Annotated in this window: 22 protein-coding genes; 10 read left to right on the top strand and 12 right to left on the bottom strand. The window is 69.0% G+C overall.

The genetic code is table 11. From position 1 onward, the window contains the following. Positions 1–171: 171 nt before the first annotated feature. The gene (locus AVR91_RS20890; RefSeq protein ID WP_063273445.1) at positions 172–1,026 is read right to left on the bottom strand and encodes a hypothetical protein; all 855 of its coding nucleotides are present in this window, start codon (positions 1,024–1,026) and stop codon (positions 172–174) included. A 138-nt stretch (positions 1,027–1,164) separates the two neighbouring features. Between AVR91_RS20890 and AVR91_RS20895 the strand changes: the two genes are divergently transcribed. The 4 genes from AVR91_RS20895 (at position 1,165) to AVR91_RS20910 (ending at position 4,439) form a co-directional block, all read left to right on the top strand. Further along, a complete protein-coding gene (locus AVR91_RS20895; protein WP_063273444.1) occupies positions 1,165–2,298 on the top strand; it encodes a metallophosphoesterase in 1,134 nt (377 codons plus the stop codon). A 125-nt stretch (positions 2,299–2,423) separates the two neighbouring features. Further along, on the top strand, positions 2,424–3,068 hold the full coding sequence (locus AVR91_RS20900) for a DUF998 domain-containing protein (RefSeq protein ID WP_063273443.1): 645 nt from the start codon (positions 2,424–2,426) through the stop codon (positions 3,066–3,068). 23 nt (positions 3,069–3,091) lie between these two features. Further along, entirely contained in the window at positions 3,092–3,889 is a 798-nt protein-coding gene (locus AVR91_RS20905) for an alpha/beta fold hydrolase (protein WP_063273442.1), read from the top strand. A 13-nt stretch (positions 3,890–3,902) separates the two neighbouring features. Next, on the top strand, positions 3,903–4,439 hold the full coding sequence (locus AVR91_RS20910) for an O-acetyl-ADP-ribose deacetylase (RefSeq protein WP_172843575.1): 537 nt from the start codon (positions 3,903–3,905) through the stop codon (positions 4,437–4,439). A gap of 367 nt (positions 4,440–4,806) precedes the next feature. On the opposite strand, the gene AVR91_RS20915 is transcribed toward AVR91_RS20910, so the two are convergent. Genes AVR91_RS20915 through AVR91_RS20925 form a run of 3 tightly spaced genes read right to left on the bottom strand, consistent with a single transcriptional unit; the run spans position 4,807 to position 8,678 of the window. Further along, positions 4,807–5,790, bottom strand: a complete 984-nt coding sequence (locus tag AVR91_RS20915; protein WP_063273440.1) for a PD40 domain-containing protein — start codon at positions 5,788–5,790, stop codon at positions 4,807–4,809. Then, the gene (locus AVR91_RS20920; protein WP_063273439.1) at positions 5,787–7,031 is read right to left on the bottom strand and encodes an MFS transporter; all 1,245 of its coding nucleotides are present in this window, start codon (positions 7,029–7,031) and stop codon (positions 5,787–5,789) included. Before AVR91_RS20920 ends, AVR91_RS20915 begins: the two co-directional genes overlap by 4 nt. Positions 7,032–7,091: 60 nt before the next feature. After that, positions 7,092–8,678: a discoidin domain-containing protein gene (locus AVR91_RS20925; protein WP_170064560.1), complete on the bottom strand. Its 1,587-nt coding sequence runs from the start codon at positions 8,676–8,678 to the stop codon at positions 7,092–7,094. Between the two features lie 148 nt (positions 8,679–8,826). Between AVR91_RS20925 and AVR91_RS20930 the strand changes: the two genes are divergently transcribed. Further along, the gene (locus tag AVR91_RS20930; RefSeq protein ID WP_063273438.1) at positions 8,827–9,471 is read left to right on the top strand and encodes an HAD-IA family hydrolase; all 645 of its coding nucleotides are present in this window, start codon (positions 8,827–8,829) and stop codon (positions 9,469–9,471) included. Between the two features lie 125 nt (positions 9,472–9,596). Here the strand turns inward: AVR91_RS20930 and AVR91_RS20935 are convergent, their stop codons facing one another. Continuing rightward, the gene (locus AVR91_RS20935) at positions 9,597–10,064 is read right to left on the bottom strand and encodes an NUDIX domain-containing protein (RefSeq protein WP_063273437.1); all 468 of its coding nucleotides are present in this window, start codon (positions 10,062–10,064) and stop codon (positions 9,597–9,599) included. A 142-nt stretch (positions 10,065–10,206) separates the two neighbouring features. Between AVR91_RS20935 and AVR91_RS20940 the strand changes: the two genes are divergently transcribed. Further along, entirely contained in the window at positions 10,207–10,641 is a 435-nt protein-coding gene (locus tag AVR91_RS20940; RefSeq protein WP_063273436.1) for a DoxX family protein, read from the top strand. A gap of 196 nt (positions 10,642–10,837) precedes the next feature. Beyond that, positions 10,838–11,263, top strand: coding sequence for a DoxX family protein (locus AVR91_RS20945; RefSeq protein WP_063273435.1), 426 nt, complete (start codon positions 10,838–10,840; stop codon positions 11,261–11,263). A 62-nt stretch (positions 11,264–11,325) separates the two neighbouring features. Here the strand turns inward: AVR91_RS20945 and AVR91_RS20950 are convergent, their stop codons facing one another. From AVR91_RS20950 to AVR91_RS20975, 6 genes are all read right to left on the bottom strand, one after another. Further along, positions 11,326–11,931, bottom strand: a complete 606-nt coding sequence (locus AVR91_RS20950; RefSeq protein WP_026466899.1) for a GTP-binding protein — start codon at positions 11,929–11,931, stop codon at positions 11,326–11,328. Beyond that, positions 11,912–12,283, bottom strand: coding sequence for a DUF742 domain-containing protein (locus AVR91_RS20955; protein ID WP_016336739.1), 372 nt, complete (start codon positions 12,281–12,283; stop codon positions 11,912–11,914). The genes AVR91_RS20950 and AVR91_RS20955 overlap by 20 nt, the downstream gene beginning before the upstream one ends. Beyond that, entirely contained in the window at positions 12,280–12,690 is a 411-nt protein-coding gene (locus tag AVR91_RS20960; RefSeq protein ID WP_037341577.1) for a roadblock/LC7 domain-containing protein, read from the bottom strand. Before AVR91_RS20960 ends, AVR91_RS20955 begins: the two co-directional genes overlap by 4 nt. After that, positions 12,691–15,198 (bottom strand): sensor histidine kinase, encoded by a 2,508-nt coding sequence (locus tag AVR91_RS20965; RefSeq protein WP_063272246.1) that lies wholly within the window; start codon positions 15,196–15,198, stop codon positions 12,691–12,693. It abuts the gene before it with no gap. Positions 15,199–15,571: 373 nt separating this feature from the next. Beyond that, on the bottom strand, positions 15,572–15,922 hold the full coding sequence (locus AVR91_RS20970; protein WP_063272245.1) for a hypothetical protein: 351 nt from the start codon (positions 15,920–15,922) through the stop codon (positions 15,572–15,574). Positions 15,923–16,152: 230 nt separating this feature from the next. Continuing rightward, complete coding sequence (locus tag AVR91_RS20975; protein ID WP_063272244.1) at positions 16,153–17,337, bottom strand: kynureninase; 1,185 nt, start codon at positions 17,335–17,337, stop codon at positions 16,153–16,155. Positions 17,338–17,491: 154 nt separating this feature from the next. Here AVR91_RS20975 and AVR91_RS20980 point away from each other — a divergent pair, with 154 nt between their 5' ends. Continuing rightward, entirely contained in the window at positions 17,492–19,354 is a 1,863-nt protein-coding gene (locus tag AVR91_RS20980) for an AMP-dependent synthetase/ligase (protein WP_063272243.1), read from the top strand. Between the two features lie 123 nt (positions 19,355–19,477). Continuing rightward, positions 19,478–20,134: a maleylpyruvate isomerase N-terminal domain-containing protein gene (locus AVR91_RS20985; RefSeq protein WP_063272242.1), complete on the top strand. Its 657-nt coding sequence runs from the start codon at positions 19,478–19,480 to the stop codon at positions 20,132–20,134. Between the two features lie 111 nt (positions 20,135–20,245). Here AVR91_RS20985 and AVR91_RS20990 read toward each other — a convergent pair whose 3' ends face one another. Continuing rightward, positions 20,246–21,139, bottom strand: coding sequence for an SDR family NAD(P)-dependent oxidoreductase (locus tag AVR91_RS20990; RefSeq protein ID WP_037342529.1), 894 nt, complete (start codon positions 21,137–21,139; stop codon positions 20,246–20,248). Between the two features lie 371 nt (positions 21,140–21,510). On the opposite strand from AVR91_RS20990, the gene AVR91_RS20995 reads away from it, so the two are divergent. Continuing rightward, entirely contained in the window at positions 21,511–22,725 is a 1,215-nt protein-coding gene (locus AVR91_RS20995; RefSeq protein ID WP_143254045.1) for an MFS transporter, read from the top strand. Positions 22,726–22,787 lie beyond the last annotated feature (62 nt).

Here is a 22,787-nt window from a genome sequence, read left to right on the forward strand (position 1 = left end):
AGGCGGAAAGCGGCCGGTGCAGAGGGTCGTGCGCGAGTGGCGGTTTCGCGTGACTGGATGGACGACACACGTGACTGAGCGGCCGACTCGCGGCCACGCTCGTGTCGTCCGTCCAATCACGTGTGTCGTCCGCCTGATCACCCGTGTCGTCCGTCCAATCACCCCGCCACGTCATCGCACGCGGGACCGACGTCGAATCGCTTCACGGAAAGCGGCTGCACCGATAAGCCCCAGCACCACCAAGGCCAGCCCCGAAGTCACCATCTCCACCGGCGAGGCCGCCAGCGGCGAAACCCCGGTCACCGACTCCACCCCCACCACCGCGGTCAGCACCGAGTAGGCACCGATCGCCGTCCACACCAGCCGCACGCGCCGCCGTTCCGTCCAGTCCGCGAACCGCAGCAGCCAGGCGAGCCCCGGCACGATGAGGATCGCGTGCATCGCCACCGCGTGAAGCGGCTTCAGCGCGCCGGCGGTGGTGTACGCGAGCTGCGGGTTCCCGCCCCGCGCCTCGACGACGCCGCTCGCGATCATCGCCGCGCCCGCGCCCAGCGCCACCAGCAGCGCGACGAGCCCGAACCGCACCGCGAGCCGCATGCTCGCCGTCGTCTCCCCTTCGCCGCGCATCGCCGCGGCCGTGAACGTCACCGCCGTCAGGATGATCACGCCACCGCCCGCCGCGAGCGTCGTCGACACGGCGTTGTCGAAGCCGGTCTCGAAGTTGAAATGCGACGGCACCCCACGCCAGGCCTGCATGCTCACCAGCGCCGTCTCCACGACACTCGCCGCCGTGAAGACGCCGAGCAGCACGTTCCGCACGCGTGGCCGCACCGCGACGTACGACGTCGCCCAGGCGACGGTGACCAGCGTCAGCCCGAACGACAAGCCGAACGTGACCGCCTTCCGCATCGACAGCGGCCCGGTCCACGAGCCGCCGGACGCGACCAGCACGACCGCGTGCACGAGACCGCTGAGGAACAGGAGCGCCCCGGTCGCGTAGGCGACGCGTTCGATCGTCCGAATCATGCCGTCGAGTGTCTTTCGCGGCGACGCGGAAAGCGTCGGCCGTGAGGCGACATCTCGCGTACGTCCGCCTACGTACCTGAGACGCCCCTCAGCGAAGACGGCGGTAGAGACCAATGGGCTGTTACTCTGGCCGACATCATGCCCCGCATCCTTGTCCGCGTCGCCGCGCTGATCGCCGTCCTTGCCCTCCTGTTCGGTGTGCCGTGGTGGACGATCGTCGGCTCCCCCGAACTCCCGGCCGCGCTCGAAGTCCTCGGAACGATCGTGTTCGCCGTCGCGGTACTCGCCGTGCCCGCGTGCATGGTCCTCGGTCACGGGCCGTGGCAGCGCGACCTCGCGGCGAAGATCGGCGACCTCTCCCTCGGGCTGATCTGGCTGCTGTTCTCGTTGTCCGTACTCGGAAACGTGCTGCGGCTCGGGCTCGCCGTGTCCGGAGTGGACAGTGCGGCGGGCATCGTGTCCGGCGTCGTCGTGGTGGCCTTCGCGGCGCTGGCGGCGTACGGGATGGTCGAAGCCCGGCGTGTGCCGAGGCTCAAGGAACTCGACGTCGTGCTCCCCCGCCTCGGCGCGGGACTCGACGGTCTCCGCTTCGCGATCATCACCGACACCCATTTCGGTCCGCTGAACCGGACGAAGTGGTCGGGGAAGGTCGTCGAAGTGGTGAACGAACTCGACGCCGACGTCGTCGCCCACGCGGGCGACCTCGCCGACGGCACCGTCGCCAAGCGGCGGGAGCAGGTCGCACCGCTCGGGAAGGTGCGGGCGAAGCTCGGCAAGTTCTACATCACCGGCAACCACGAGTACTTCGGCGAGGCACAGGCCTGGCTCGACCACATGCGCGACCTCGGCTGGGAGCCGCTGCACAACCGGCATCTGCCGGTCAGCCAAGGCGGCGACACGCTGGTCTTCGCCGGGATCGACGACCCGACCGGCGCCGCCTCCGGCCTGCCCGGCCACGGCCCCGACCTCCCCGCCGCGCTCGACGGCGTCGCCGCGAGCACGCCGGTGGTCCTGCTCGCCCACCAGCCGAAGCAGGTCAAGCAGGCCGCGGAGGCCGGTATCGACCTCCAGATCTCCGGGCATACGCACGGCGGCCAGATCTGGCCGTTCCACCTCCTGGTCCGGCTCGACCAGCCAGTACTGGCCGGCCTTTCGCGCCACGGCGAGCGCACGCAGCTCTACACGAGCCGCGGCACCGGCTTCTGGGGGCCGCCGCTGCGCGTCTTCGCGCCGAGCGAGATCACCCTCCTGACCTTGCGAAACGGCAAGTAGTCACCCCGATGCGACACCTCACGGTGTCCCATCGGCGCCACCGACAAATTTTTTTGTCTTGACAATCGAGGCTTTCGGAGCGAGAGTTGTGCCAACGCACCCGCCGCCCCGAAAGGCAGAAACCGATGACCATCACCGCCACCCGCGCCCACATCGCGCTCCCGGCCCGCGCCCTGCTCGCCTGCGGCGCCGTATCGGGCCCGCTGTACTTCCTGACCTCACTCAGCCAGGCCGCCGTGCGCGACGGCTTCGACCTGACGAAGCACCCGGCGAGCATGCTGAGCAACGGCGACGCCGGGTGGATCCAGGTGACGAACTTCCTGGTCACCGGCGTCCTGATGATCGCGGGAGCGATCGGGCTGAGCCGGACGCTCGAACCGGGCAGAGGCAGCACGTGGGGGCCGCGGCTGCTGTGCGTCTTCGGCGTCAGCCTGCTCTTCGCCGCGGTCTTCAAGGCCGACCCCGGCAACGGCTTCCCGGCCGGTTCCGGTCCGGCCACCATCAGCACCGCGGGCGTCCTGCACATGGCCGCCGGCTCGGTCGGTTTCCTCTCGCTGATCGTCGCGACCTTCGTGTTCGCCAGCCGCTTCTCCCGTGAGGGCCACCGCGGCTGGGCCGTCTACTCCCGCGCCACCGGCATCGCGTTCTTCGCCGCCTTCGCCACGATGAGCTCCGGCAACGCGAACGCCGTCGTGATGCTCGCCTTCTGGGCCGCCGTGATGCTGGCCTGGGGCTGGGTCACCGCCGTCATCCTCCGCACCACCCGCTGAACGACTACAGGAGAATTCCCGCCATGAGCACCGTGACCTCGCAAGACGGCACCACCATCGCCTACACCCGCACCGGCTCCGGCCCCGCCGTCATCCTGGTCGACGGCGCGATGTGCCATCGCGAGTTCGGCCCGGCCAAGCCGCTGGCCGCCGAACTGGCCGCGCACTTCACCGTCTACACCTACGACCGCCGCGGTCGCGGCGAGAGCGGGGACACCGCGCCGTTCTCCGTCGCCCGCGAAGTCGAGGACATCGCGGCACTGATCAAGGAAGCGGGTGGGACGGCCCACGTCTACGGGATCTCGTCCGGCGCCGCGCTCGCCCTCGAAGCCGCGAAAGCCGGGCTGCCGATCACGAAACTGGCGGTCTACGAATTCCCGCTGGTCGTCGACGACACCCGCCCGCCGGTCCCGGCCGACTACGACGAGCGGCTGGAGAAGGCCATCGCCGACGGGCGTCCCGGCACCGCGATCAAGACCTTCATGCGGGAAGGTGTCCGCGTCCCGGCGCCGGTCGTCTTCATGATGCAGTTCATGCCCGCGTGGCCGAAGCTCAAGAAGGTCGCGCCGACCCTGCGCTACGACGCCGCCCTGTTCGACGGCCTGCACGACGGCACCCCGCTGCCCGAAGGCCGCTGGGCGAGCGTTTCCGTGCCGACGCTGGTGATGGACGGCGGCAAGAGCCCCGCCTGGATCCGCAACGGTGTCGCCGCGCTGGCGAAGGCGGTGCCCGGCGCCGAGTACCGCACGATCGAGGGCCAGACGCATATGCTCAAACCGAAGGCCGTGGCACCGGTACTGATCGAGTACTTCACCGACTGACGGAGCGATCACGATGATCGAACTGGTCGAAGGCGACATCACCGAACAGCAGGTCGACGTCGTGGTCAACGCCGCGAACTCGTCACTGCTCGGCGGCGGCGGGGTGGACGGCGCGATCCACCGCCGCGGCGGGCCGGAGATCCTCACCGAATGCCGGGCCCTGCGCGCGGGGCACTACGGCAAGGGACTGAAGACCGGAGAGGCGGTCGCCACCACGGCGGGCCGCCTTCCGGCGCGCTGGGTGGTGCACACCGTCGGGCCGGTGTGGTCCGATTCCGAAGACCGCTCGGCGCTGCTGGCGGCGTGCCACCGCAACTCGCTGCACGTCGCCGCCGACCTCGGCGCGCACTCCGTGGCGTTCCCCGCGATCTCGACCGGGATCTACCGGTGGCCCCTCGAATCCGCGGCGGAAATCGCCCTCGAGACCGTGACGAACACGCTCTCGGCCGGGTCTTGCTCGGTGGAACTGGTGCGGTTCGTGCTGTTCGGAACCGCCGCCTACGACGTTTTCCGGGAGCAGGCGCAAGCGATGGGCCTGGGCGGGTCGTGAGTGGCGTTTCGGGCCGGGCCTTGAGTACCTGCTGGACTTTGGCGGCGGCTGATCGCGCGTCGGGTCCGTGAAGGCCTCCTTGCCTACCCTGAAGGTAGTGAAGGAGGCCTTCACTACCTTCAAAGATCGCCACCAGCAACCACAACGACCACCACGGCGGCGCGTGAAGGCCCCCATCCCCCGGCTCAGCCGAGGAAACTCGACCTTCACACCTTCCCCAAGTACATGAAGGCAGGGCGCAGCGTGAGCGGAGGCGGGACTCGCGTGATCAGGGACGTGACTCGCGTGACTGGAAGCCGCACTCGCGAGTTCCGCCCCTGATCACGCGAGTTCCGGCTTCGATCACGTGAGTGCGGTGCTCGACCCACTAAACACCGGCAGGTGAAGCAGCCTGCGAGACCAGCTCCCGCGGCGCCCCGCTCCCGTCCGCAGGCACCGACCACACCGCCGAGTCCACGCCGTACGCCACGGTCCGGTCGTCGAGCCAGGCCGCCTGGTCGTCCACGCTCCGCGTCTCGGCCAGCAAGGTCTCCTTGCCGGACGCCAGGTCGAGGACGGCCAGCCGCCACGGCGCCGCGAGATCGGCGGAGACCTTCTTCTTGAACGCGATCCGCTTCGCGTCCGGCGAGAGCGACGGGCATTCGACGTTCTCCCGGATCATCCTCGCGACGAGCTTTTCGTAGTCCGCCTCGACCAGGTACGTCTTCCCCTTCGTCCCCACGGTCGCGTAGAACTTCTTGCCGTCGGGGGCGAAGGTGATCCCCCAGTAGTTCACGTCGGACGAGTAGTACGGCTTGCCGTCGAGCAGGAGCCCCATCTCCTCGATGCTCTTCATCAGCTTCCCGGTCTTCAGGTTGAAGATCCCGGCCCTGGTCGAAAACCCGGTCTCCGCGTAGGAATCCCCGTTGACGAACAGCGTCCAGTAGGCGAGCTTCCCGTCCGGCGAGACCCGGCCGCGGCTGGGGGTGCCGGGCAGTTCGATTCGGCGGATCTCCTTGAGGTCCTTGTCCAGCACGATCACGTCGGTCATCGGCGGCAGCACCCCGGGCTGCGCGGACAGGCACAACGCCGTCCCCGCCGAGGTGGCGAACCGGTCGCAGCTGAGGCCGGAGACCTTCCGCGGTTCACCGGGACGATCGGCCGGGACGGTGGCCAGATGGCCGAAGTCGGGGCCTTCGGCGGTGTTGCGGAACAGCAGTTGTCCCTTGGCCTGCACCGAAACCGGCTGCCCGGTCACCACGGCGACGGAGTTGACGTCCGGCCCGCGGTCCCGGGACAGGACGCCGTAGCCGACGGCCGCCGCGATCAGGACGACCACCGCCGCCACCACGCCCAGGATCCGCGCCCTCATGCGTAGGTCCGCAACGGACGGAGGACGGCGGCCGCCACGACCACCACGGTCAGCGCACCCGCGGCGACCAAGACCGCGGCGTGCAGATCCCAGGTGGTCCAGGCGAGTCCGAAAAGGACGGACGCGAGCATCCGCGTGGTCGCCTGCCCGGTCTGCACCAGCGCCAGCCCGCCGGCCCGCTGGTGTTCGGGCAGCAGCGGCCCGGCCGCGGCCATCAGGACACCGTCGGTGGCCGCGTAGAAGACACCGTGCAGCACGAGCGCCAGCACCGCGAGGATGCCGCCGTCCACCGGGCCGAGCAGCGCCAGCAGCGCGACGACCAGCGCGACGTGCCCGCCGAGGAACACCTTCCAGCGGCCGATCCGGTCCGAAAGCCTGCCGAGCGGAACGGCTAGCAGCAGGTACACCCCCGCGGTTCCCAGCGGCAGCAAGGGAAAGAACACCGCGCCGAGTTCCCAGCGGCGCTGCAGCACGAGGTAGAGGAACGAGTCGCTGAGGGTGACCAGGCCCAGCAGCGCCGCCCAGACGCAGATCCGCCGGAACGACGCCTGCCGGATCAGGCCCGCGGTCTCCCGCAAGGAGACCTTGGGCCGTTCGGCTCGCGGCTTCGGCTGGTGGTCCTTGACCAGCACCACCAGGATGATCACGCCGATCGCGGCGATGCAGAAGCTCGTGAAGAACACCGAGTCGTAGCTGCCGAGGCTGAGCCAGAGCACCGCCATCGCGACCAGCGGGCCGAGGAACGCGCCGAAGGTGTCCATCGCGCGGTGCACGCCGAACGCGCGACCGAGGTGTTCGGGGTCGCTGCTCAAGGTGATCAGCGCGTCGCGCGGAGCGGTCCGGACGCCTTTGCCGGTGCGGTCGGCCGCGAGCACGGCGCCGATCGCCACGGTGGACGAACCCGCCAGCATCAGGCCGATCTTGCCCAGCGCCGAGATCCCGTAACCGAAGCAGGCGACCGCCTTGAGCTTCTGCCAGCGGTCCGCGAGATGGCCGCCGACCAGCCGGACGACGGCGGTGACACCGGAGTAGAGGCCGTCGAGCACACCGAACTGCAGCGGGCTCAGGCCGAGACCGAGGACGAGGTAGAGCGGGAGGACCGCGGTCACCATCTCCGACGAGATGTCGGTGACGAGGCTGACCAGGCCGAGCGCGACGACGTTCCCGGTGACGGCCCGTTTCACGCCGCTCTTCGGGACATCCGCCGCGGCGTCCGCTCCCCTACTGGTCGCGATGTACATGGGAGACCTCCAGCGCCGGAAGGAGGTGCCGCGGCGCGACGCGGCACCTCCTCACGGGACTCAGTGGCAGGTGTAGGTGGGCGAGGAGTCGATCGTCTTGCCGTCGAGACCGATCAGCTGGGTCGAGAAGGCGTTGTCCGACATGTTCAGCTTGAGCACGCCGTAGGTCGAGATCGCCTTCGCGGTGGCCGGGTGTTCGGTCTTGACCGGGTAGAGGGTCGCCCCGCCACCACCGCCGATGATCTGTACCGGACCCGCCGGGTCCTTGTCACCGTCGGCGTTCTGCGGGTGGAAGCGCTCGTAGTGGTGGTCGTGCCCGTTGAGCACCAGGTCGACCTTGTTCTGGACGAGGGTCTCCCAGAGCGTGGCCATCTTGTCGTTGTCGCCGTGGTCACCCGAGGTGTAGCGCGGGTGGTGGTAGTACGCGGCGACGCAGGGCTTGGTGTTGCTCTTCAGGTCCTGCTTGATCCAGTTCAGCTGCTCGTCGCTGATCGCGTTCGCGGCCAGGCCGGGTGAGAACTCCGTGCTGTCGATGGCGACGAAGTGCCAGTTGCCCATTTCCCAGCTGTAGTAGGTCTTCCCGTTCGGCGTCGCGATCTTGCCGAAGTACTGCTTGTAGGCGCCCAGCGGAGTGTGGTCGTAGGTCTCGTGGTTGCCGGGGACCGGGTGCATGATGCTCTTGTACTTGCCCCAGGTCTTGTCGAAGTACTTCGTGAAGTCCTCGATGTGGGCGTCGTCGTACTGGTTGTCGCCCATGGTGATCACCGCGGCCGGGTTCATCTGGCCGACCAGCGCGGCGGTCTTCGGGTGGACGCACGAGGACGAGGAGGCGGTGCACTGTTCGGCGATGTCACCGGAGGCGGCGAGGACGAACGACGAGCCGCCCGCCTGTGTGGTCGCCTGGATCTGGTTGCTGGCCGCCGAGACGTTGCCGGCGGCGTCCTTCGCGCGGACGGTGTAGGTGTACGCGGTCGACGCGCTCAGCCCGCTGTCGGTGTAGGAAGCGCTTTCCGTGGTGCCGACGACCTGGCCGTTCCGCAGCACCTCGTAGCCGCTGACGCCGACGTTGTCCGTCGAACCGGTCCACGTCAGGTCCACAGTGGACGAAGTGACCGAACCGGCCTTGAGATTGGTCGGCGCGGTGGGCGCCTGCGTGTCGCCGGAGGAGTCCGACGTTCCGTAAACCTGCATCTCCCAAAGGGAGTAGCCGTAGCTGGTGGCCCGTTTGGTGCCGACGAGGCGCAGGTACCGGCCGCGGCCGGACAGCCCGGTGAGGTCGTCGGTCCCACCGTTTCCGTTGGTCACGGACTTGATCGGGGTCCACGCCGAGCCGTCGTTGGAGACTTCCAGGCGATACGCGGAGGCGTACGCGGCTTCCCAGTTCAGCTTGACCCGGTTGATGGCCGACGGGCCGCCGAGGTCGATGCGGATGAACTGCGGGTCCACGCCTTCCGCGCTCGCCCAGCGGGTGCTCGTCTTGCCGTCGACGGCGAGCGGGCCGCCGTAGGACGACGACTCCACCGAGGAGACGAGGACGGGTTTTCCTTGGGACAGAAGGACATCAGCGGCTTGCGCGTTGCCGCTGAGCAGCGTCGGCAACAGGATGGCTGCCGCGCCTAGTGGCAGTAGTCGGGTTCGGGCCTTCACATCGATCTCCCCGGGAATCCGTGGCGGCGGGTTGAGAGGGACGGGTGCGCGGCGTTCACTTCGAGTACACGTGTTCGTTTGGTAAGTTTCCTAACGAATGCGTACGGTAATCCGTACCACTCAGTGAGTCAAGACGTAGACTCGTCCCATGACCGGCGCATTGATCTTCGACTTCGACGGGACGCTGGTCGACACCGAGGCGGCCGTCCTCGTGGCCTGGCAGGAGACCTTCCGCGCACGCGGCGACGAACTCCCCCTCGACGTCTGGCACACCGTGATCGGCACGCAGAACACCGCCGTCGCGATGTTCGAGCTGCTGGAGAAGAACGACGAGAACCTCGACCGGGTCGCGGTCCGCACCGGCGTCCGCGCCAGGGTCACCGAACTATTGGAAACCGTGGGACCGCGTCCTGGCGTCGAGGAGTACCTCGCGGACGCGAAGGAGCGGGGCCTGCGGCTGGCCATCGCGTCCAGCTCGACCGGCGACTGGGTCACCACACATCTGGAGCGGCTGGGCCTGACGGACACGTTCGAGGCCGTGCTCACCGGCGACCTCCACCAGGCGAAGCCGAGCCCGGACCTGTACCTGGCCGCGCTCGCCGCGCTGGACCTGCCCGCGGCCGAGGCGATCGCGTTCGAGGACTCACCGCACGGCGTCACCGCGGCGAAGGCCGCCGGGCTCGAATGCGTCGCCGTGCCGAACGCGATCACCGCGGTGCTGAACTTCGACCACGCCGACCTCGTGCTGGGCTCGCTGGCCGACAAACCACTCGGCGAACTACTCAACCGCTGAGCACCGCACGCGGTGTTCCGCCGCTGATCACACGAGTTACGCCTTCAAACACGCGAGTTCCGGCTTCAATCACGCGATTCACGCCTTCGATCACGTGAGTGCGGTGCCACCCCGGCCCACAGGGCTCAGCCGTCGAGCAGGTCGCCCAGCCGGACGAGGAACGGGCGCTGCCCCTTGAGCAACTTCTCCTCGGCCTCGGCCAGCCCGAACCAGGCGACCCTGTCGACCTCCGGGAACTCCTGTGTCCGGCCCGACCGCGGCGGCCACTCCATCTCGAAGACGCCCGGCACGACCTGAGCCGGGTCGAGGTCGCCCTCCACCGCCCAGACCGTCACGACCTTGCCGCCGGACTGCTTCACGTCGCCGAGTGGCAGGTACTCCCCCTCCGGCGCCGGCAGCCCCAGCTCCTCCTGGAACTCGCGCCGCGCCGCGGCCTCCGGCGTCTCGTCCGGCTCGTACTCGCCCTTGGGCACCGACCAGCCGCCCGCGTCCTTCTTCGCCCAGAACGGCCCGCCCATATGCCCGAGAAGCACCTCGGTCGTCTCGCCCGACCTGCGGAAGAGCAGGATCCCGGCACTCGTCTTACCCGCCATGCCGTCCAGTCTGGCCTTGCTCCGAACGGGTGATGTGACCGGCCCGCGAAAAAAGTTTCCGCGTGGCTGTCGATTCGCGTCGAGCCCGTCCGACGCGTTGTCAGAAGCCGCCCCGACAGACACTCCCGGAAGGACCGGAACCATGACGCAGACCACCGCCCCCGCCAAGACCACCGCCACCACCCCGCGTGCCGCCAAGGCACAGGGCGCGATCCAGTCCGCCGTCCGGATCGTCGTCTCGTTCCTCTTCCTCTGCCACGGTTTGCAGGGATTCGGATTCTTCGGCGGCGTCGACGGCGCGGGCGGCTCGGTCGAGCTCGGTTCCTGGCCCGGCTGGTACGGCAGCGTGATCGAGCTCGTCGGCGCCGCGTTCGTACTGGTCGGCCTGTTCACCCGGCCGGTCGCGGTGCTCCTCTCCGGCGTCATGGCCTACGCCTACTTCACCGTGCACGCGCCGGAAGGCCTGCTGCCGCTGCAGAACATGGGCGAGCTGTCGACCCTCTACTGCTGGATCTTCCTGCTGATCGCCGCGATCGGCCCGGGCACCTACGCCCTCGACACCCTGCGCCGCCGCTGAACGAAAATCGCGAGGCCCCTTTCCTGGATTCATTCCAGGAAAGGGGCCTTTTTATCGCGTACCTGTCGATTCGCTGTCAATAAACGCGGGCATAACATGGAATTACCCCCCGAAAGAAAGTTCCCTACCGATGGGGGTATCCGGCATCCTCTATCGCATCAATGGTTTAGACCACCTTGAGCCGGAAGGATGCGTCATGACCCAGACAGCCGCCGCCACGACCACGGAGATCGGCCCGGCCGCTCCCAAGTGGCAGGGACTGGCCCTCTCAGTGGTCCGCGTCGTGGTCTCGTTCCTCTTCCTCTGCCACGGTCTGCAGAAGATGGGACTCTTCGACAAGCCCGCCGTCCCGTTCGCCACCTGGCCGGGCTGGTACGCCGGGGTGATCGAAACGGTCGGTTCGCTGCTCGTCCTGGCGGGTCTGTTCACCCGCCCGGTCGCGGTGCTTCTCTCGGGCACGATGGCGTACGCGTACTTCGTCGTGCACCAGCCCGACGCGCTGCTGCCGTTGCAGAACAAGGGCGAGACGGCCGCGCTGTACTCCTGGATCTTCCTGCTGTTCGCGGTGGTGGGTCCGGGCACCTACGCGCTCGACACCCTGCGCCGCCGCCGCAAGTCCTGAAACGCGTGAAGGCCCCCTTCCCTCGGCTGAGTCGAGGGAAGGGGGCCTTCACGCGCAAAACGTCAGCGGCCCTGCGGCAACCCGGCCGCCAGGTCCGAAAGCGCCAGCACGTGCTCCATCAGCACCGTCAGCACCTGCTTCGTCGACTCGCGTTCCCGCGCGTCGCACAACAGCAGCGGGACGTCCATGCCGACGTCGAGCGCCTGCCGGACCTCCTCGGTGCCGTAGCGGTACGCGTTGTCGAAGCAGTTGACGGCGACGACGAACGGCAGCCCACGGCGTTCGAAGAAGTCGACGGCCGCGAAGCAGCTGTCGAGCCGCCGGGTGTCGGCGAGCACGACGGCGCCGAGCGCGCCTTCGGCCAGCTCGTCCCACATGAACCAGAACCGGTCCTGACCGGGCGTGCCGAACAGGTACAGGATCAGCTCGGGGTTGATGGTGATGCGACCGAAGTCGAGGGCCACCGTGGTGGTCGTCTTCTTCTCGACACCGGTGAGGTCGTCGACGCCCTCGGACGCCGCGGTGATGACCTCCTCGGTGCGCAGCGGGGGAACCTCGCTGACCGAACCGACCATCGTGGTCTTACCGACCCCGAACCCGCCGGCGATGAGGACCTTGACCGCGTTCGCGGTCAAGGATCGCCGGGGCTCAGAGTTTCCGGATGCCATCAAGAACCGCCTGGAGTACGTGTTTGTTGGGGGTGTCGGTGACCGGGGTCGCGGTGCGGAACAGCACGAGGTTCTGCTCGATGAGGTCGCTCAGCAGCACCTTCACCACCGGCAACGGTAGATCGATGCGCGCGGCGACCTCCGCGACGGACGTCGGTCTCTGGCACAGGTTGAGGATCCGCCCGTACTCCGGTTCGAAGCCCGCGACCTCGTGCGAGGAGCGCATGGCGACGACCAGGGTGATCAGGTCGAGGCCGAGCGTGTCCGAGCGGGTGCGCCCGCCCGTGACGGCGTACGACCGGACCAGCGGCCCGGCCTCCTCCTCGAACCACGACTCGTGCCGCCCGCTCATGGCGAAGTGGGAGTCGCGGCGCGGGGCGCCGAGGTGAGCACCGCGCCGACCCGCTTGACCATCAGGTTCATCTCGTAGGCCACGAGGCCCATGTCCGCGTCCTCCTTCGCCAGCAGCGCGAGGCACGCGCCGCGGCCCGCCGCGGTGACGAACAGGAAGGCGTGGTCCATCTCGACCATGGTCTGGCGGACGTTGCCGCCGCCGAAGTGCCGTCCCGTGCCCCGCGCGAGGCTCTGGAACGCCGACGCGACCGCGGACAGGTGCTCGCCGTCCTGCTCCGACAGGTTCCCGGACCGTCCGATGAGCAGGCCGTCGGAGGACAGGACTACCGCCCTGTCGGCCCCGCTGACGCGCTTGACCAGGTCGTCCAGCAACCAGTCGAGTTCACTGACTCCCGCGTTGGCCATCTAGTCACGATCTCCGTACATGTCGAGGTCGGTGTAGTCGTCGGTGGGTTCGGCGTCCCGGCCGCGGCGCGTGCCCTGCTGGAACGCGGCGAGCCGGTTCCTGGCCAGCTCGGGGGTGTCCTCGCGGACCTCCTCGCGCTGGGCGGCGGGCCGGTCCTCCATCAGCTGGGGGACCAGGTTCGCCTGACGACGGCGCTGCGGCAGCGGTGGCCTGCCGGGCGCCTCGGGGCCGGGCCGCCGGGTCTGCGGCGGACGGCCGTCCTGGGGCCGGGTGTCGGCGGGCGGCCACGCCGGTGGCTGCACCGGCTGCGGACGGGCCTCGGCACGCGCCGGTTCCGGGCGGATCGGCTCAGGCCGCGGCGTCTCCGGCCGGGGCACGCGCGGCGGGCGCGGGGGCAGCGGCGGCAACGCGCCTCCAGGCTGCTCCGGACCCTGCTGCGCCTGCGGCTGGGGCTGCGGCGCGACCGGCATGGGCACGGGCAGCTCGGGCCGCTCCGCGGGGAACTCGGTGCGGTGGCGGGCACGGCGGCCCGGAAGCAGCGGCGCGGCCTCCGGCACCTCGGTGCTCTCGGGGTCCACCTCGTCCTCCGGCTCATCAGACGGGACCGGCGCGAGCAGGTCGGTGCGGACGAGCACGATGGCCCTGGTGCCGCCGTACGCGGATTCGCGCAGGTGCACGGAGATCCCGTGCCGTGCGGCGAGGCGCGCGACCACGAACAGGCCCAGCCGTGGCTCGGCTGACAAGGCCATGATGCCGAAGTCCGGCGGATCGGCCAACATCGCGTTCAGCTCGGCGGCCTGCTCGGCCTCGATACCGAGGCCCTGGTCCTCGACCTCGATGACGACACCCTTGCCGACCACGTTGCCCCGCAACTCGACTCGCGACTGCGGCGGCGAGAAGGAGGTCGCGTTGTCGATCAGCTCCGCGAGCAGGTGCACGAGGTCGCCGACGACCGGGCCCTGCACCGCCATCGCGGGCATCTTCGCCGTCTTCACCCTGGCGAAGTCCTCGGTCTCGGCCGAGGCGCCGCGGGTCAGCTCGGCGAGCGTCACCGGCTTGCGCCACTGACGGCCGGGCTGGCCGCCACCGAGGATGATCAGGTTCTCGGCGTTGCGGCGGGCGCGGGTGGAGAGGTGGTCCAGCTGGAAGAGCGTGTCCAGCTGCTCCGGGTCCTCCTGCTTGCGCTCGGCCTGGTCGAGCACCTTGAGCTGGCGGTGCACGATGACCTGGCTGCGGTGCGCGATGTTGAGGAACACCGTCTTGGTGCCCTCACGGGTCCTCGCCTCTTCGACGGCGGCCGCGATGGCGGTCTGCTGAGCCTTGTTGAAGGCCTCGGCGACCTGGCCGATCTCGTCGTCGCCGTGGTCGAGGAAGTGACCCTTGTCGTCGAGATCGACGGGTTCGCCCGCCCGCACCCGGTCCACCAGTTCCGGCAGCCGGATCTCGGCGACGTCGAGGGTGTCCTCGCGCAGCCGTGCCAGCCGCCCGATGAGCCGGTTGGACAGCCGCAGGGCGACGACGAACACGCCGATCGCCACCAGCAGCGCGATGGCCGCGGCGATGGCCGAGGTGATCAGCGTCCGGTCGGCGTCATCGACCGCCTGCGTCGTGGCCGTACCACTCTGCTCGACGAAGCCGCGCATCATCGCGTCGCTGACGCCGCGCGCGGCCTGCAGCCACGTCTGCTCGGGGATGGGGAGCGTGGCCTTGCTGTTCTGCAGGAAGGTGTTCTCGACCGTGTTGACGGCCTTCCACGGATCACTCGCGACGAGCTGGTCGAACTTCGCCTTGACGTCCGGGAGCATCCGCGAGACCGAAGACTCCAGCTGCGAACGGTAGGAACCGACCTCCGTGACGTACGCGCGGTAGGTCTCGTCGGTGAAGCCTCCGCCCGCGACGGCCGCGGCGGCGAGGGCGTTCGCGCGCTGCATCTGGTCGATCGCGGTGAACAGCGGGACCGCCGTGATCCGCTGATACGCGTTCTCGGCGTTCGGCGCGTCCTGGGCCAGCCCGGTGAGACCGTCGACGAACTGGTCGAGGATCTGGTTGTAGAAGGTGAAGGCGTCCAGCAGCGGAAGCTGGCCGGAGTCGGCCGACTGCCGGATTTGCGGCATCTTCTGGAGGAGCCCGTTCAGCGTGGCGATGTTGCGCTGCACGCTGTCGGGCGAGTCGCCGACGAACTTCTGCAGATGCGCGGCGACACCCTGGGCGGCGGCGTCGGTTTTGGCGCGCTGCTCGGTGAGGGTGGCGTGCTGCGAGCGGTCGCCGGCGAGCTCGCGCAGCGCCAGCCGCCGCTCTTCCTGTACTTGGACGAAGAAGGGAAGAGAGGGGGCTTCCGAGTCACGGATCCGCTGCGCGTAGTCACGACCATTGACCGCGTCGAAGATCAGGTACCCGCCGATCGCCAGACCGACCAGCATCAGCGCGATGCTCGGAATGAGCGCGATCGTCAGAACGCGCGAACGAATCGAAGAGCCGCGGCCTCGTCGAAGGGAAATCTGCTTCACCGTGGTCCGTTTTCCTTCCGGCAGTTATTGGTGTCGGGTCGCCGGGGATCTCATACCCGCGGGATCCGATAGCCGGATCAACACAGCGTGGTCCGCTCCGCCCGCGAAGACGCTAGGAGACCCAAACGGGTGAGTCAAGTCCGGACGCGAAGGGTAGTCGCGTATGGCCGTGACCTGCTGACAAGAGGCGGCCGGACCAGGAAAGTCCACCACGTGGGACAGGGCGCCCGGCTAAGTGACCCACCAGTAGATCACCTGGCGGTTTAGCGCAGGCAGGGGCTTGATCGACGCTCTTCGGACACGATCAAGTCACCCCTCGCGAGGTCCGCGTCTCAGCGAAAAAGTCGACGAAAACTACTCGCCGTGACGTCGCTCACGCTTTCGGACCAGGGCTCCACATACCGTTCGGTTTGCGAACGACATCACCGCGGAGGAACGCCGTCGTAACACCCTTCGCGCCACGGAATCGAGAATTACCGACGCTTATCACCGGGGAATCGGCGAAATGATCTTCCTCGGCGCGGCCGAGCTCGTCGTCGATGAGCGCCTCGACCCGTCCGGACGCGTCGCGCAGCATCCGGACACCCGCCCAGCACAGCGTCGCCACCCCGCAGATCAGGATCGCGACGAGAACCGTCTCCATCGGGTACCGGGAGCCGAATTCGTTGAGCAGAAAACCGGAGGCGACACCGAAAACGGCGACGACGACATAGGCGAACGACACGATCCCCTCCTTCTCCAGGCGCCGTGGCCCGCGCCTCGCCGGTGAGACGGGCGGCGCGGCTTTTCCTTACGCCACAGAGGAAGGATCTACGTCACACTCGCGGCGAGAGCGAATGACGAGCCTAACAGCGAATTCGCGGAGGATCTCCGGATCTCCCCCGCCGGGGCGAGGCGATCACCTATTTGCCACCCATTTCCGAATGCGGTTCACCATTTTCTCCACACCGGGTATCACTCCGCCCTCAGCTCCCGCAGCGTCGTGACGGCGCGGAGCACCTCGCCATAGGTGGTGTAGAGCGGCGCGAGCCCGAACCTGAGGACGTTGGGCGGGCGGAAGTCGCCGATCACCCCGCGGTCGATCAAGGCCGCCATCGTCTCGGCCGCGTCGTCGTCGAGCACCGAGATCTGGTGCCCGCGGTCCCGGCCGCGCGGCGTCGGGATCTTCGCGCCGTCGAGGAGCTCGTCCGCGCACCGGAAGAAGAAGTCGCCGAGCGCGAACCCCTTCTCCCTCAGCAGTCCGCGATCCACGCCGTCCCAGACGTCGAGGGCGGCGTCGAGCGCGAGCAGCGAAAGGATGTCGGGCGTGCCCGCGCGGCCGCGCGCGATACTCGCGTGCGCCTCGTACGCTCCCCGCATCGCGAACGGGTCGCGGTCGCCGGCCCAGCCCGCCAGCGGCTGATCGAACCGGTCCAGCCATTTCGCCGCCACGTAAAGGAAAGCGGGCGATCCGGGGCCGCCGTTGAGGAATTTGTAGGTGCAGCCGACGGCGAGGTCCACGCCCGCCGCGTCCAGCTCGACCGGCAGCGCGCCGACGCTGTGGCAGAGGTCCCAGAGCGCCAGTGCCCCGGCGCGGTGCAGTGCCGTGGTCAGCGCGGTCATGTCGTGCGCGCGGCCGGTGACGTAGTCGACGTGGTTGATCAGCGCGACGGCCGTCCGCTCGCTCACCTGGGCGGGCATGTCCTCGGCGACGACCCGGCGCACCGTGCGCCCGGTCAGCCGGGCGGCCTCGTCGGCGATGTAGCCGTCGGTCGGGAAGGTGTCGGCGTCGACGAGGATCTCGTCGCGGCCGGGCCGGAGCCGGGTGGCGGCGACCAGCGCCTTGAACAGGTTCACACTCGTCGAGTCCGCCACGACGACCTGACCCCGCGCGGCGCCCACCAGCGGCGCGATCCGCTCGCCGACCCGCACCGGCGCCTCCCACCAGCCCTCCGACCAGGACCGGATGAGCCGTCCGCCCCACTGCTCACGGACGACCGCGGCGAGCCGTCCGGCCACGTGTTTCGGCGGGGCACCCAGCGAGTTGCCGTCGAAATAGGCGACGTCCGCGTCGAGGTCGAATTCGTTTCGCTTGTGCGCCAACGGATCGGCCGCGTCCAGCGCCGCGGCCTCGGCTACGAGGTCAGTCACGGCCACCATCGTCGGCGAGGGCGTTCCAGAAGTCCATGACTGACGCGGTGAAAACGGAAAAGGTGGACATTTCGCGTAGCGCAACCGTGGCCGCGATTCTCTATCCAGCACTGCCGACAGCCCTTACAGTGTGCCTGATCAGGCAGCATCGAGGAGGCCAGCGTTGACCACCCAGCCGACCGTCGCCGAGCAGATCGAAGGCCAGACCATCCCCGCCCTGCTTCACCGCAACGCCCAGGAGTTCGGTGACCTGCCGGCGGTGACGTCACTCGACATCGAGGGCAAACCGACCCTGACCTGGGCCGAATTCCGCACCGCCATCGCGGAGGTGTCCCGCGGGCTCGCCGGGCTCGGGCTCGGTGTCCGCGACCGGATGCTGATCATGGCGCCGAGCAGCCCGGAACATCTGATCGCCGACCTCGCCGCCGCCCATCTCGGCGCGATCCCCTGCACCGCGTACGCGACGCTCAGCCCGGAGCAGATCGGGTTCGTCGCCCGGCACAGCGCCGCCGGCGTCGTCGTCCTCGCCGGCGGCGACGAACTCGAGCGCTGGTCACAGGTCCTCGACGAGTTGCCCGCGCTGCGGCACATCGTGCTGCTCGACGCGTCGGTGATTCCCCAGGACGACAAGCGTTTCCTGTCCTTCGCCGATCTCCGCGCGGCGGGCGCCGAAGCGCACGCGGCCGACCCGGAGGCGTTCGAGACGGCGTGGTCCGCGATCACCCCGGACGACCCGCTGTCGATGATCTACACCTCCGGCACCACCGGCGACCCCAAGGGTGTCGTGCTGTCGCACCGCAACGCGATCTACCAGGCCGTCGCCGTCCAGAAGCTGCACGACTCCCCGATGCACGCCACGAACATCGCGTACCTGCCGCTCGCGCATATCGCCGAACGCGAACTGTCGATCTACATGCCGATCGTGTGGGCCGGGCACGTGCACACCGTCGCCGACCCGACGGGCGTCGTCGGCGCGCTGGGCCAGGTGCATCCGAAGAGCTTCTTCGGTGTCCCGCGCGTGTGGGAAAAGATGGTGGCGGGCTTGAAGAACCTGCTCGGCTCGCTCCCGGAGGAGAAGCGGAACGGCCTGATCGCCGCGAACGAACTGCTGCAGCAGGGCTACAAACTCCGCAGTGACGGCAAGGAGGTGCCGCCGGAGCTCGCGGAGAAGATCGCGCAGACCGACGCGGCCGCGCTCGCGCCGGTGCGGGCGATGCTGGGCCTCGACCAGATCGAGGTCGCCTCCAGCGGCGCCGCCGCGCTGCCGGTGGAGATCCTGTACTTCATCGCCGGGCTCGGTGTCGAGATCCAGGAGGTCTGGGGGCTGTCCGAGACCACCGGCGCGGTCACGTCGAACACGCCGACGGCGTTCAAGGCCGGTTCGGTCGGCCGCCCGTTGGAAGGCATCGAGGTGAAGGTCGCCGAAGACGGCGAACTCCTCGTCCGCGGCGCGATCGTGTTCCTCGGCTACCTGCAGGCGGACGGCACGATCAAGCCGGACGTCGACGCCGACGGCTGGCTCGCCACCGGCGACATCGGGACGATCGACGAACGCGGCTTCGTCACGATCACCGACCGCAAGAAGGAACTGATCATCACCTCGAGCGGCAAGAACATCGCCCCGACGAAGATCGAAGGGCTGCTCAAGGAGCACCCGCTGATCGGGCAGGCCGTCGCGATCGGCGAGAAACGGCCGTACGTCACGGCGCTGATCGTCGTCGACGACGAGATCGCGCCGGGCTGGGCGGCCGCGAACGGCATCCAGCTCGCCGAGGGCGAATCGCTCGCCGACAACGCCGAGGTCCGCGCGGAGATCGAGAAGGCCGTCGAGGCGGCGAACGCGCGGCTGGCCCGGATCGAGCAGATCAAGCGGTACCACGTGATCCCCAAGGCGTGGACACCGGAAAGCGGCGAGGTGACGCCGACCTTGAAACTGAAGCGGCGGATCATCAACGACCGGTACGCGCCGACCATCGCGGACCTGTACGCCGCCGCTCCCGAACCCGCCCCGGCCGCCGGTTCCTGATCCCTCGCGCGTGCCAGGAACGGTCCTTTCCTTGCGAAATTTGCAAGGAAAGGACCGTTCATTGCACGCGGACCGGGCCGAAAGGAGTCGCGACCGATCGTCGACCGCTGCTAACTTGCCGCCGTGGATCTCTTTTCCCGATCTTGGGCGGCGCTGCTCACCGCCGTCGCCGAAACCCCCGACGAAGACTTCGACAAGCCGTCCGGCTGCGCCGGCTGGCTGGTGCGGGATCTGGCGTGTCACCTGGTGATCGACGCCCAGGACGTGCTGATCACCCTCGCCACTCCCGCCGACACCGAGCCGACGCGCGACGAGGTCACCTACTGGGAGGTGTCCGAGAAGCCACCCACCGGCGAGGACGACCTCGACGCGCTGATCGTGCGGCTCGCCGCCGCGTACCAGGAACCGCGGCTGCTCAAGTTCCACCTCGACGACGTCGGTTCCGCCGCCGGCCGGGCCGCCACCCTCGCCGACCCGACGGCCAGGGTCGCCACCCGCGACATCGTCCTGACCGCGGGCGACTTCCTTTCCGCGTACGTCCTGGAGTGGACGCTGCACCACCTCGACCTGGTCGCGCACCTCCCCCAGCTCGACGGCCCCGCCGCCGACGCCCTCGCCGAGACTCGCCGGATCATGGAGCGGCGCACCGGGGCGACGTTCCCGGCGTCGTTCTCCGACACCGACGCGCTGCTGGTCGGCACCGGCCGCCGTCAGCCGACGGACGCCGAGAAGGCCGCCCTCGGCGACCTGGCCGCGAAGCTCCCCTTCGTCATCGGCTAAACCGGACGACACGCGTGATCAGAGGGCGAACTCGCGTGATTGGACGGACGACTCACGTGATCAGGCGAGTTACGTCCCCCAATCACGCGTGTCGTCCGTCTGATCACGGCGTCAGGCCGTGCGGGTCGACTCCGTCCACTTGCGGAGCCGGGGCGGGACACGCTTTTCGAGGCCGTAGTTCTCCAGGTGCGCGCTGAAGACCTCGTCGAAGGCGCGCTGCACGGTCTCGGTGTCCCACACCGGCCGTTCGAGGATGGGCTGCTTGAGATACGGCTGACCCATGACGTGCAGCTGCGGCCCGTTGCAGCGGATCATCTGCCCGGTGATCCCGTCGGATCCGGAGCCGAGCAGGAAGAGCACGACCGGAGCGATCCGCGACGGCGTCCGGTCCGGCGGGCAGGCCCGCAGTGATCGTTCGGACTTCCACACCATCCGGGTGTGCGCGAGCGGGCAGACGGCGTTCACCCGGATCCCGCTCTCCTCCAGGTCGAGTGCCCAGGAGTAGGTCAGCGAAGCGACGGCGCCCTTGCTGGCGGCGTACACGCCGAGCTTGCGCTGTCCCAGCGACGCCCCCGACGAGATGTTGACGATCGAGCCCGGCGTGCCTCGCGAAACCATCGCCTTGATCGCGGCGAGCCCGGTGTACATGACGCCGAGGACGTTCACCTCGACCAGTTCGCGGGCCTGCTCGACGTCGTCCTCCCACGGCAGGGCCTCGTAGTTCAGCCCCGCGTTGTTGACCAGCCCGTCGATCGCGCCGAACTCCGCGAGACAGAGGTCGACGATCTCCTGCGCCTGCTTCGGGTCGGCGACGCTGTGCCCGCTGGCGACCGCCCTGCCGCCGAACCGGCGGATGTTCTCCGTCGTCCGTTCGGCCAGTTCGGCGTCGATGTCGTTGACCACGACGGCCCCGCCCGCCCTCGCGACGTGCACCGCGAACGCCTCGCCGAGGCCCCGTCCCGCCCCGGTCACGACGACGGCCTTGTCGTCGAGCAAACCGTTCATCGCCTTCACCCCTTTGACCCAGCCGGCCTCCACCTCCAGGCCGGTCTCTACTCAGTGTTGGCCCATTCGGCCCAACCGGACCGACGGCGGCGGCGAACGGCGGCCCGGCTGCGCCGAGCGAGGGCGGGGCGATCGGCGCGCAGATACCCGCGGACGAGTCAGGCCGTCATCACCCACCGGTCAGACGGCGTAGCCCGATCGGCCCAACAGGCGAAGGATCGGCCGGTCTTCTGTTCGTCTCCCTGTAGCCGGAGGCATACTGAACGTTGTCCGGCGGGACGGCAACTGTGACTCCCTCGCTGACCACGTAACACGGCAGGCAAGAATGCGAGGAAAGCAAGTTCACCCGATCGGGGGGAGGTGGTCACGCAGTGAAGATGAACGCGGCGCCGCGGATGACCGCCGCCCTGGCGAACCGCGAGTTCCGCGCACTCTGGCTCGCCGAGGTGCAGTCCCTCATCGGGGATCAGCTCACCATCGTCGCGCTGGCGATCCTCGTCTACGACCGGACAGGCTCCGCGTTGCTCTCCGCGGTGGTCTACTCCCTGACCTTCCTGCCCGCGCTGGCCGGCGGTCTCGGCCTCTCCCAGCTGGCCGACCGCTACCCGAGGCGCACCGTCCTCGTCGTCTCGTCCCTGATCCAAGGGCTGCTGATCGCGATCATGGCGATTCCCGGCACCCCGCTCGCCCTGTTATGCGGGCTGGTGGTGCTGGCGCGGCTCGTGAACGCGCCCGGCAACGCGGCGCAGAACGCGCTCACCCGCGAGGTGTTCACCGACGACGACCTCTATCTCAAGAGCCAGGACATCCGCGGTATCTCCACCAACACCGCGATGCTGCTCGGCCTCGCGGGCGGCGGTCTGCTGGTGTCTCAGGTCGGGGTGAGCTGGGCGCTGGCGCTGGACGCCGCGACGTTCCTGCTGAGCGCGGCCGTCGTCCGCTTCTCCGTCTCCCGGCGGGCGGCGGCGTCCGACGGCACCGGCAGCTGGTTCGGCGCGGTGAAGCAGGTCTTCGGCAACCGCCATCTGCGGGTGCTGATCTGGTTCTCGTGGCTGGTCGGCCTGGCCGTCATCCCCGAAGGGCTGGCCGCGCCGCTCGCCGCGGAGATGGGCGTCGGGAAACAGGCCGTCGGGTGGTTGCTGGCCGCCGATCCGCTGGGGTTCGTGATCGGGGCGTTCCTGCTGTCCCGGTTCGTCTCCGCGGAACAACGACGGAAGCTGCTGGGCGTGCTGGCGGCACTGCCGATGGTCGCCCTGATCGCCTTCGCGCTCGAGCCGGGGCTGATTCCGGCGTTGCTGCTGCTGGCGGCGGCGGGTGCCGCGGGGGCGTACCTGATCACGGTGAGCGCCACGTTCATCACGTGGGTCCCGAACGAACTCCGGGGCGGTGCGGGTGGGGTGTACCGCACGGGATTGCGGGTGGCTCAAGGAATAGGGGCGGGACTCGGCGGGCTCGCCGCCGATCGGCTCGGGGCGGCGAGCTCGGCCATCGCGCTGGCAGGCGTGGTCGGCCTGCTGCTGGCCGTACTGGTCGCGCTCAGCTGGGGGCACATCAACGGATCCAGCCCGGAACCGTTGCTGTCATGAGGAATCCACACGGGACACTGCTTCCTCGCTCGGATCTTCGGCACATGGGCGAAAAGAAACGA

The organism is Amycolatopsis keratiniphila subsp. keratiniphila (assembly GCF_001620365.2).
Classification (GTDB): Bacteria; Actinomycetota; Actinomycetes; order Mycobacteriales; family Pseudonocardiaceae; genus Amycolatopsis; species Amycolatopsis keratiniphila.

Bases quoted from the DNA above. Each gene is read 5' to 3' on its own strand.
- AVR91_RS20890 (WP_063273445.1), bottom strand. From the start codon at position 1,026: ATGATTCGGACGATCGAACGCGTCGCCTACGCGACCGGGGCGCTCCTG.
- AVR91_RS20895 (WP_063273444.1), top strand. From the start codon at position 1,165: ATGCCCCGCATCCTTGTCCGCGTCGCCGCGCTGATCGCCGTCCTTGCC.
- AVR91_RS20900 (WP_063273443.1), top strand. From the start codon at position 2,424: ATGACCATCACCGCCACCCGCGCCCACATCGCGCTCCCGGCCCGCGCC.
- AVR91_RS20905 (WP_063273442.1), top strand. From the start codon at position 3,092: ATGAGCACCGTGACCTCGCAAGACGGCACCACCATCGCCTACACCCGC.
- AVR91_RS20910 (WP_172843575.1), top strand. From the start codon at position 3,903: ATGATCGAACTGGTCGAAGGCGACATCACCGAACAGCAGGTCGACGTC.
- AVR91_RS20915 (WP_063273440.1), bottom strand. From the start codon at position 5,790: ATGAGGGCGCGGATCCTGGGCGTGGTGGCGGCGGTGGTCGTCCTGATC.
- AVR91_RS20920 (WP_063273439.1), bottom strand. From the start codon at position 7,031: ATGTACATCGCGACCAGTAGGGGAGCGGACGCCGCGGCGGATGTCCCG.
- AVR91_RS20930 (WP_063273438.1), top strand. From the start codon at position 8,827: ATGACCGGCGCATTGATCTTCGACTTCGACGGGACGCTGGTCGACACC.
- AVR91_RS20935 (WP_063273437.1), bottom strand. From the start codon at position 10,064: ATGGCGGGTAAGACGAGTGCCGGGATCCTGCTCTTCCGCAGGTCGGGC.
- AVR91_RS20940 (WP_063273436.1), top strand. From the start codon at position 10,207: ATGACGCAGACCACCGCCCCCGCCAAGACCACCGCCACCACCCCGCGT.
- AVR91_RS20945 (WP_063273435.1), top strand. From the start codon at position 10,838: ATGACCCAGACAGCCGCCGCCACGACCACGGAGATCGGCCCGGCCGCT.
- AVR91_RS20950 (WP_026466899.1), bottom strand. From the start codon at position 11,931: ATGGCATCCGGAAACTCTGAGCCCCGGCGATCCTTGACCGCGAACGCG.
- AVR91_RS20955 (WP_016336739.1), bottom strand. From the start codon at position 12,283: ATGAGCGGGCGGCACGAGTCGTGGTTCGAGGAGGAGGCCGGGCCGCTG.
- AVR91_RS20960 (WP_037341577.1), bottom strand. From the start codon at position 12,690: ATGGCCAACGCGGGAGTCAGTGAACTCGACTGGTTGCTGGACGACCTG.
- AVR91_RS20975 (WP_063272244.1), bottom strand. From the start codon at position 17,337: ATGGTGGCCGTGACTGACCTCGTAGCCGAGGCCGCGGCGCTGGACGCG.
- AVR91_RS20990 (WP_037342529.1), bottom strand. From the start codon at position 21,139: ATGAACGGTTTGCTCGACGACAAGGCCGTCGTCGTGACCGGGGCGGGA.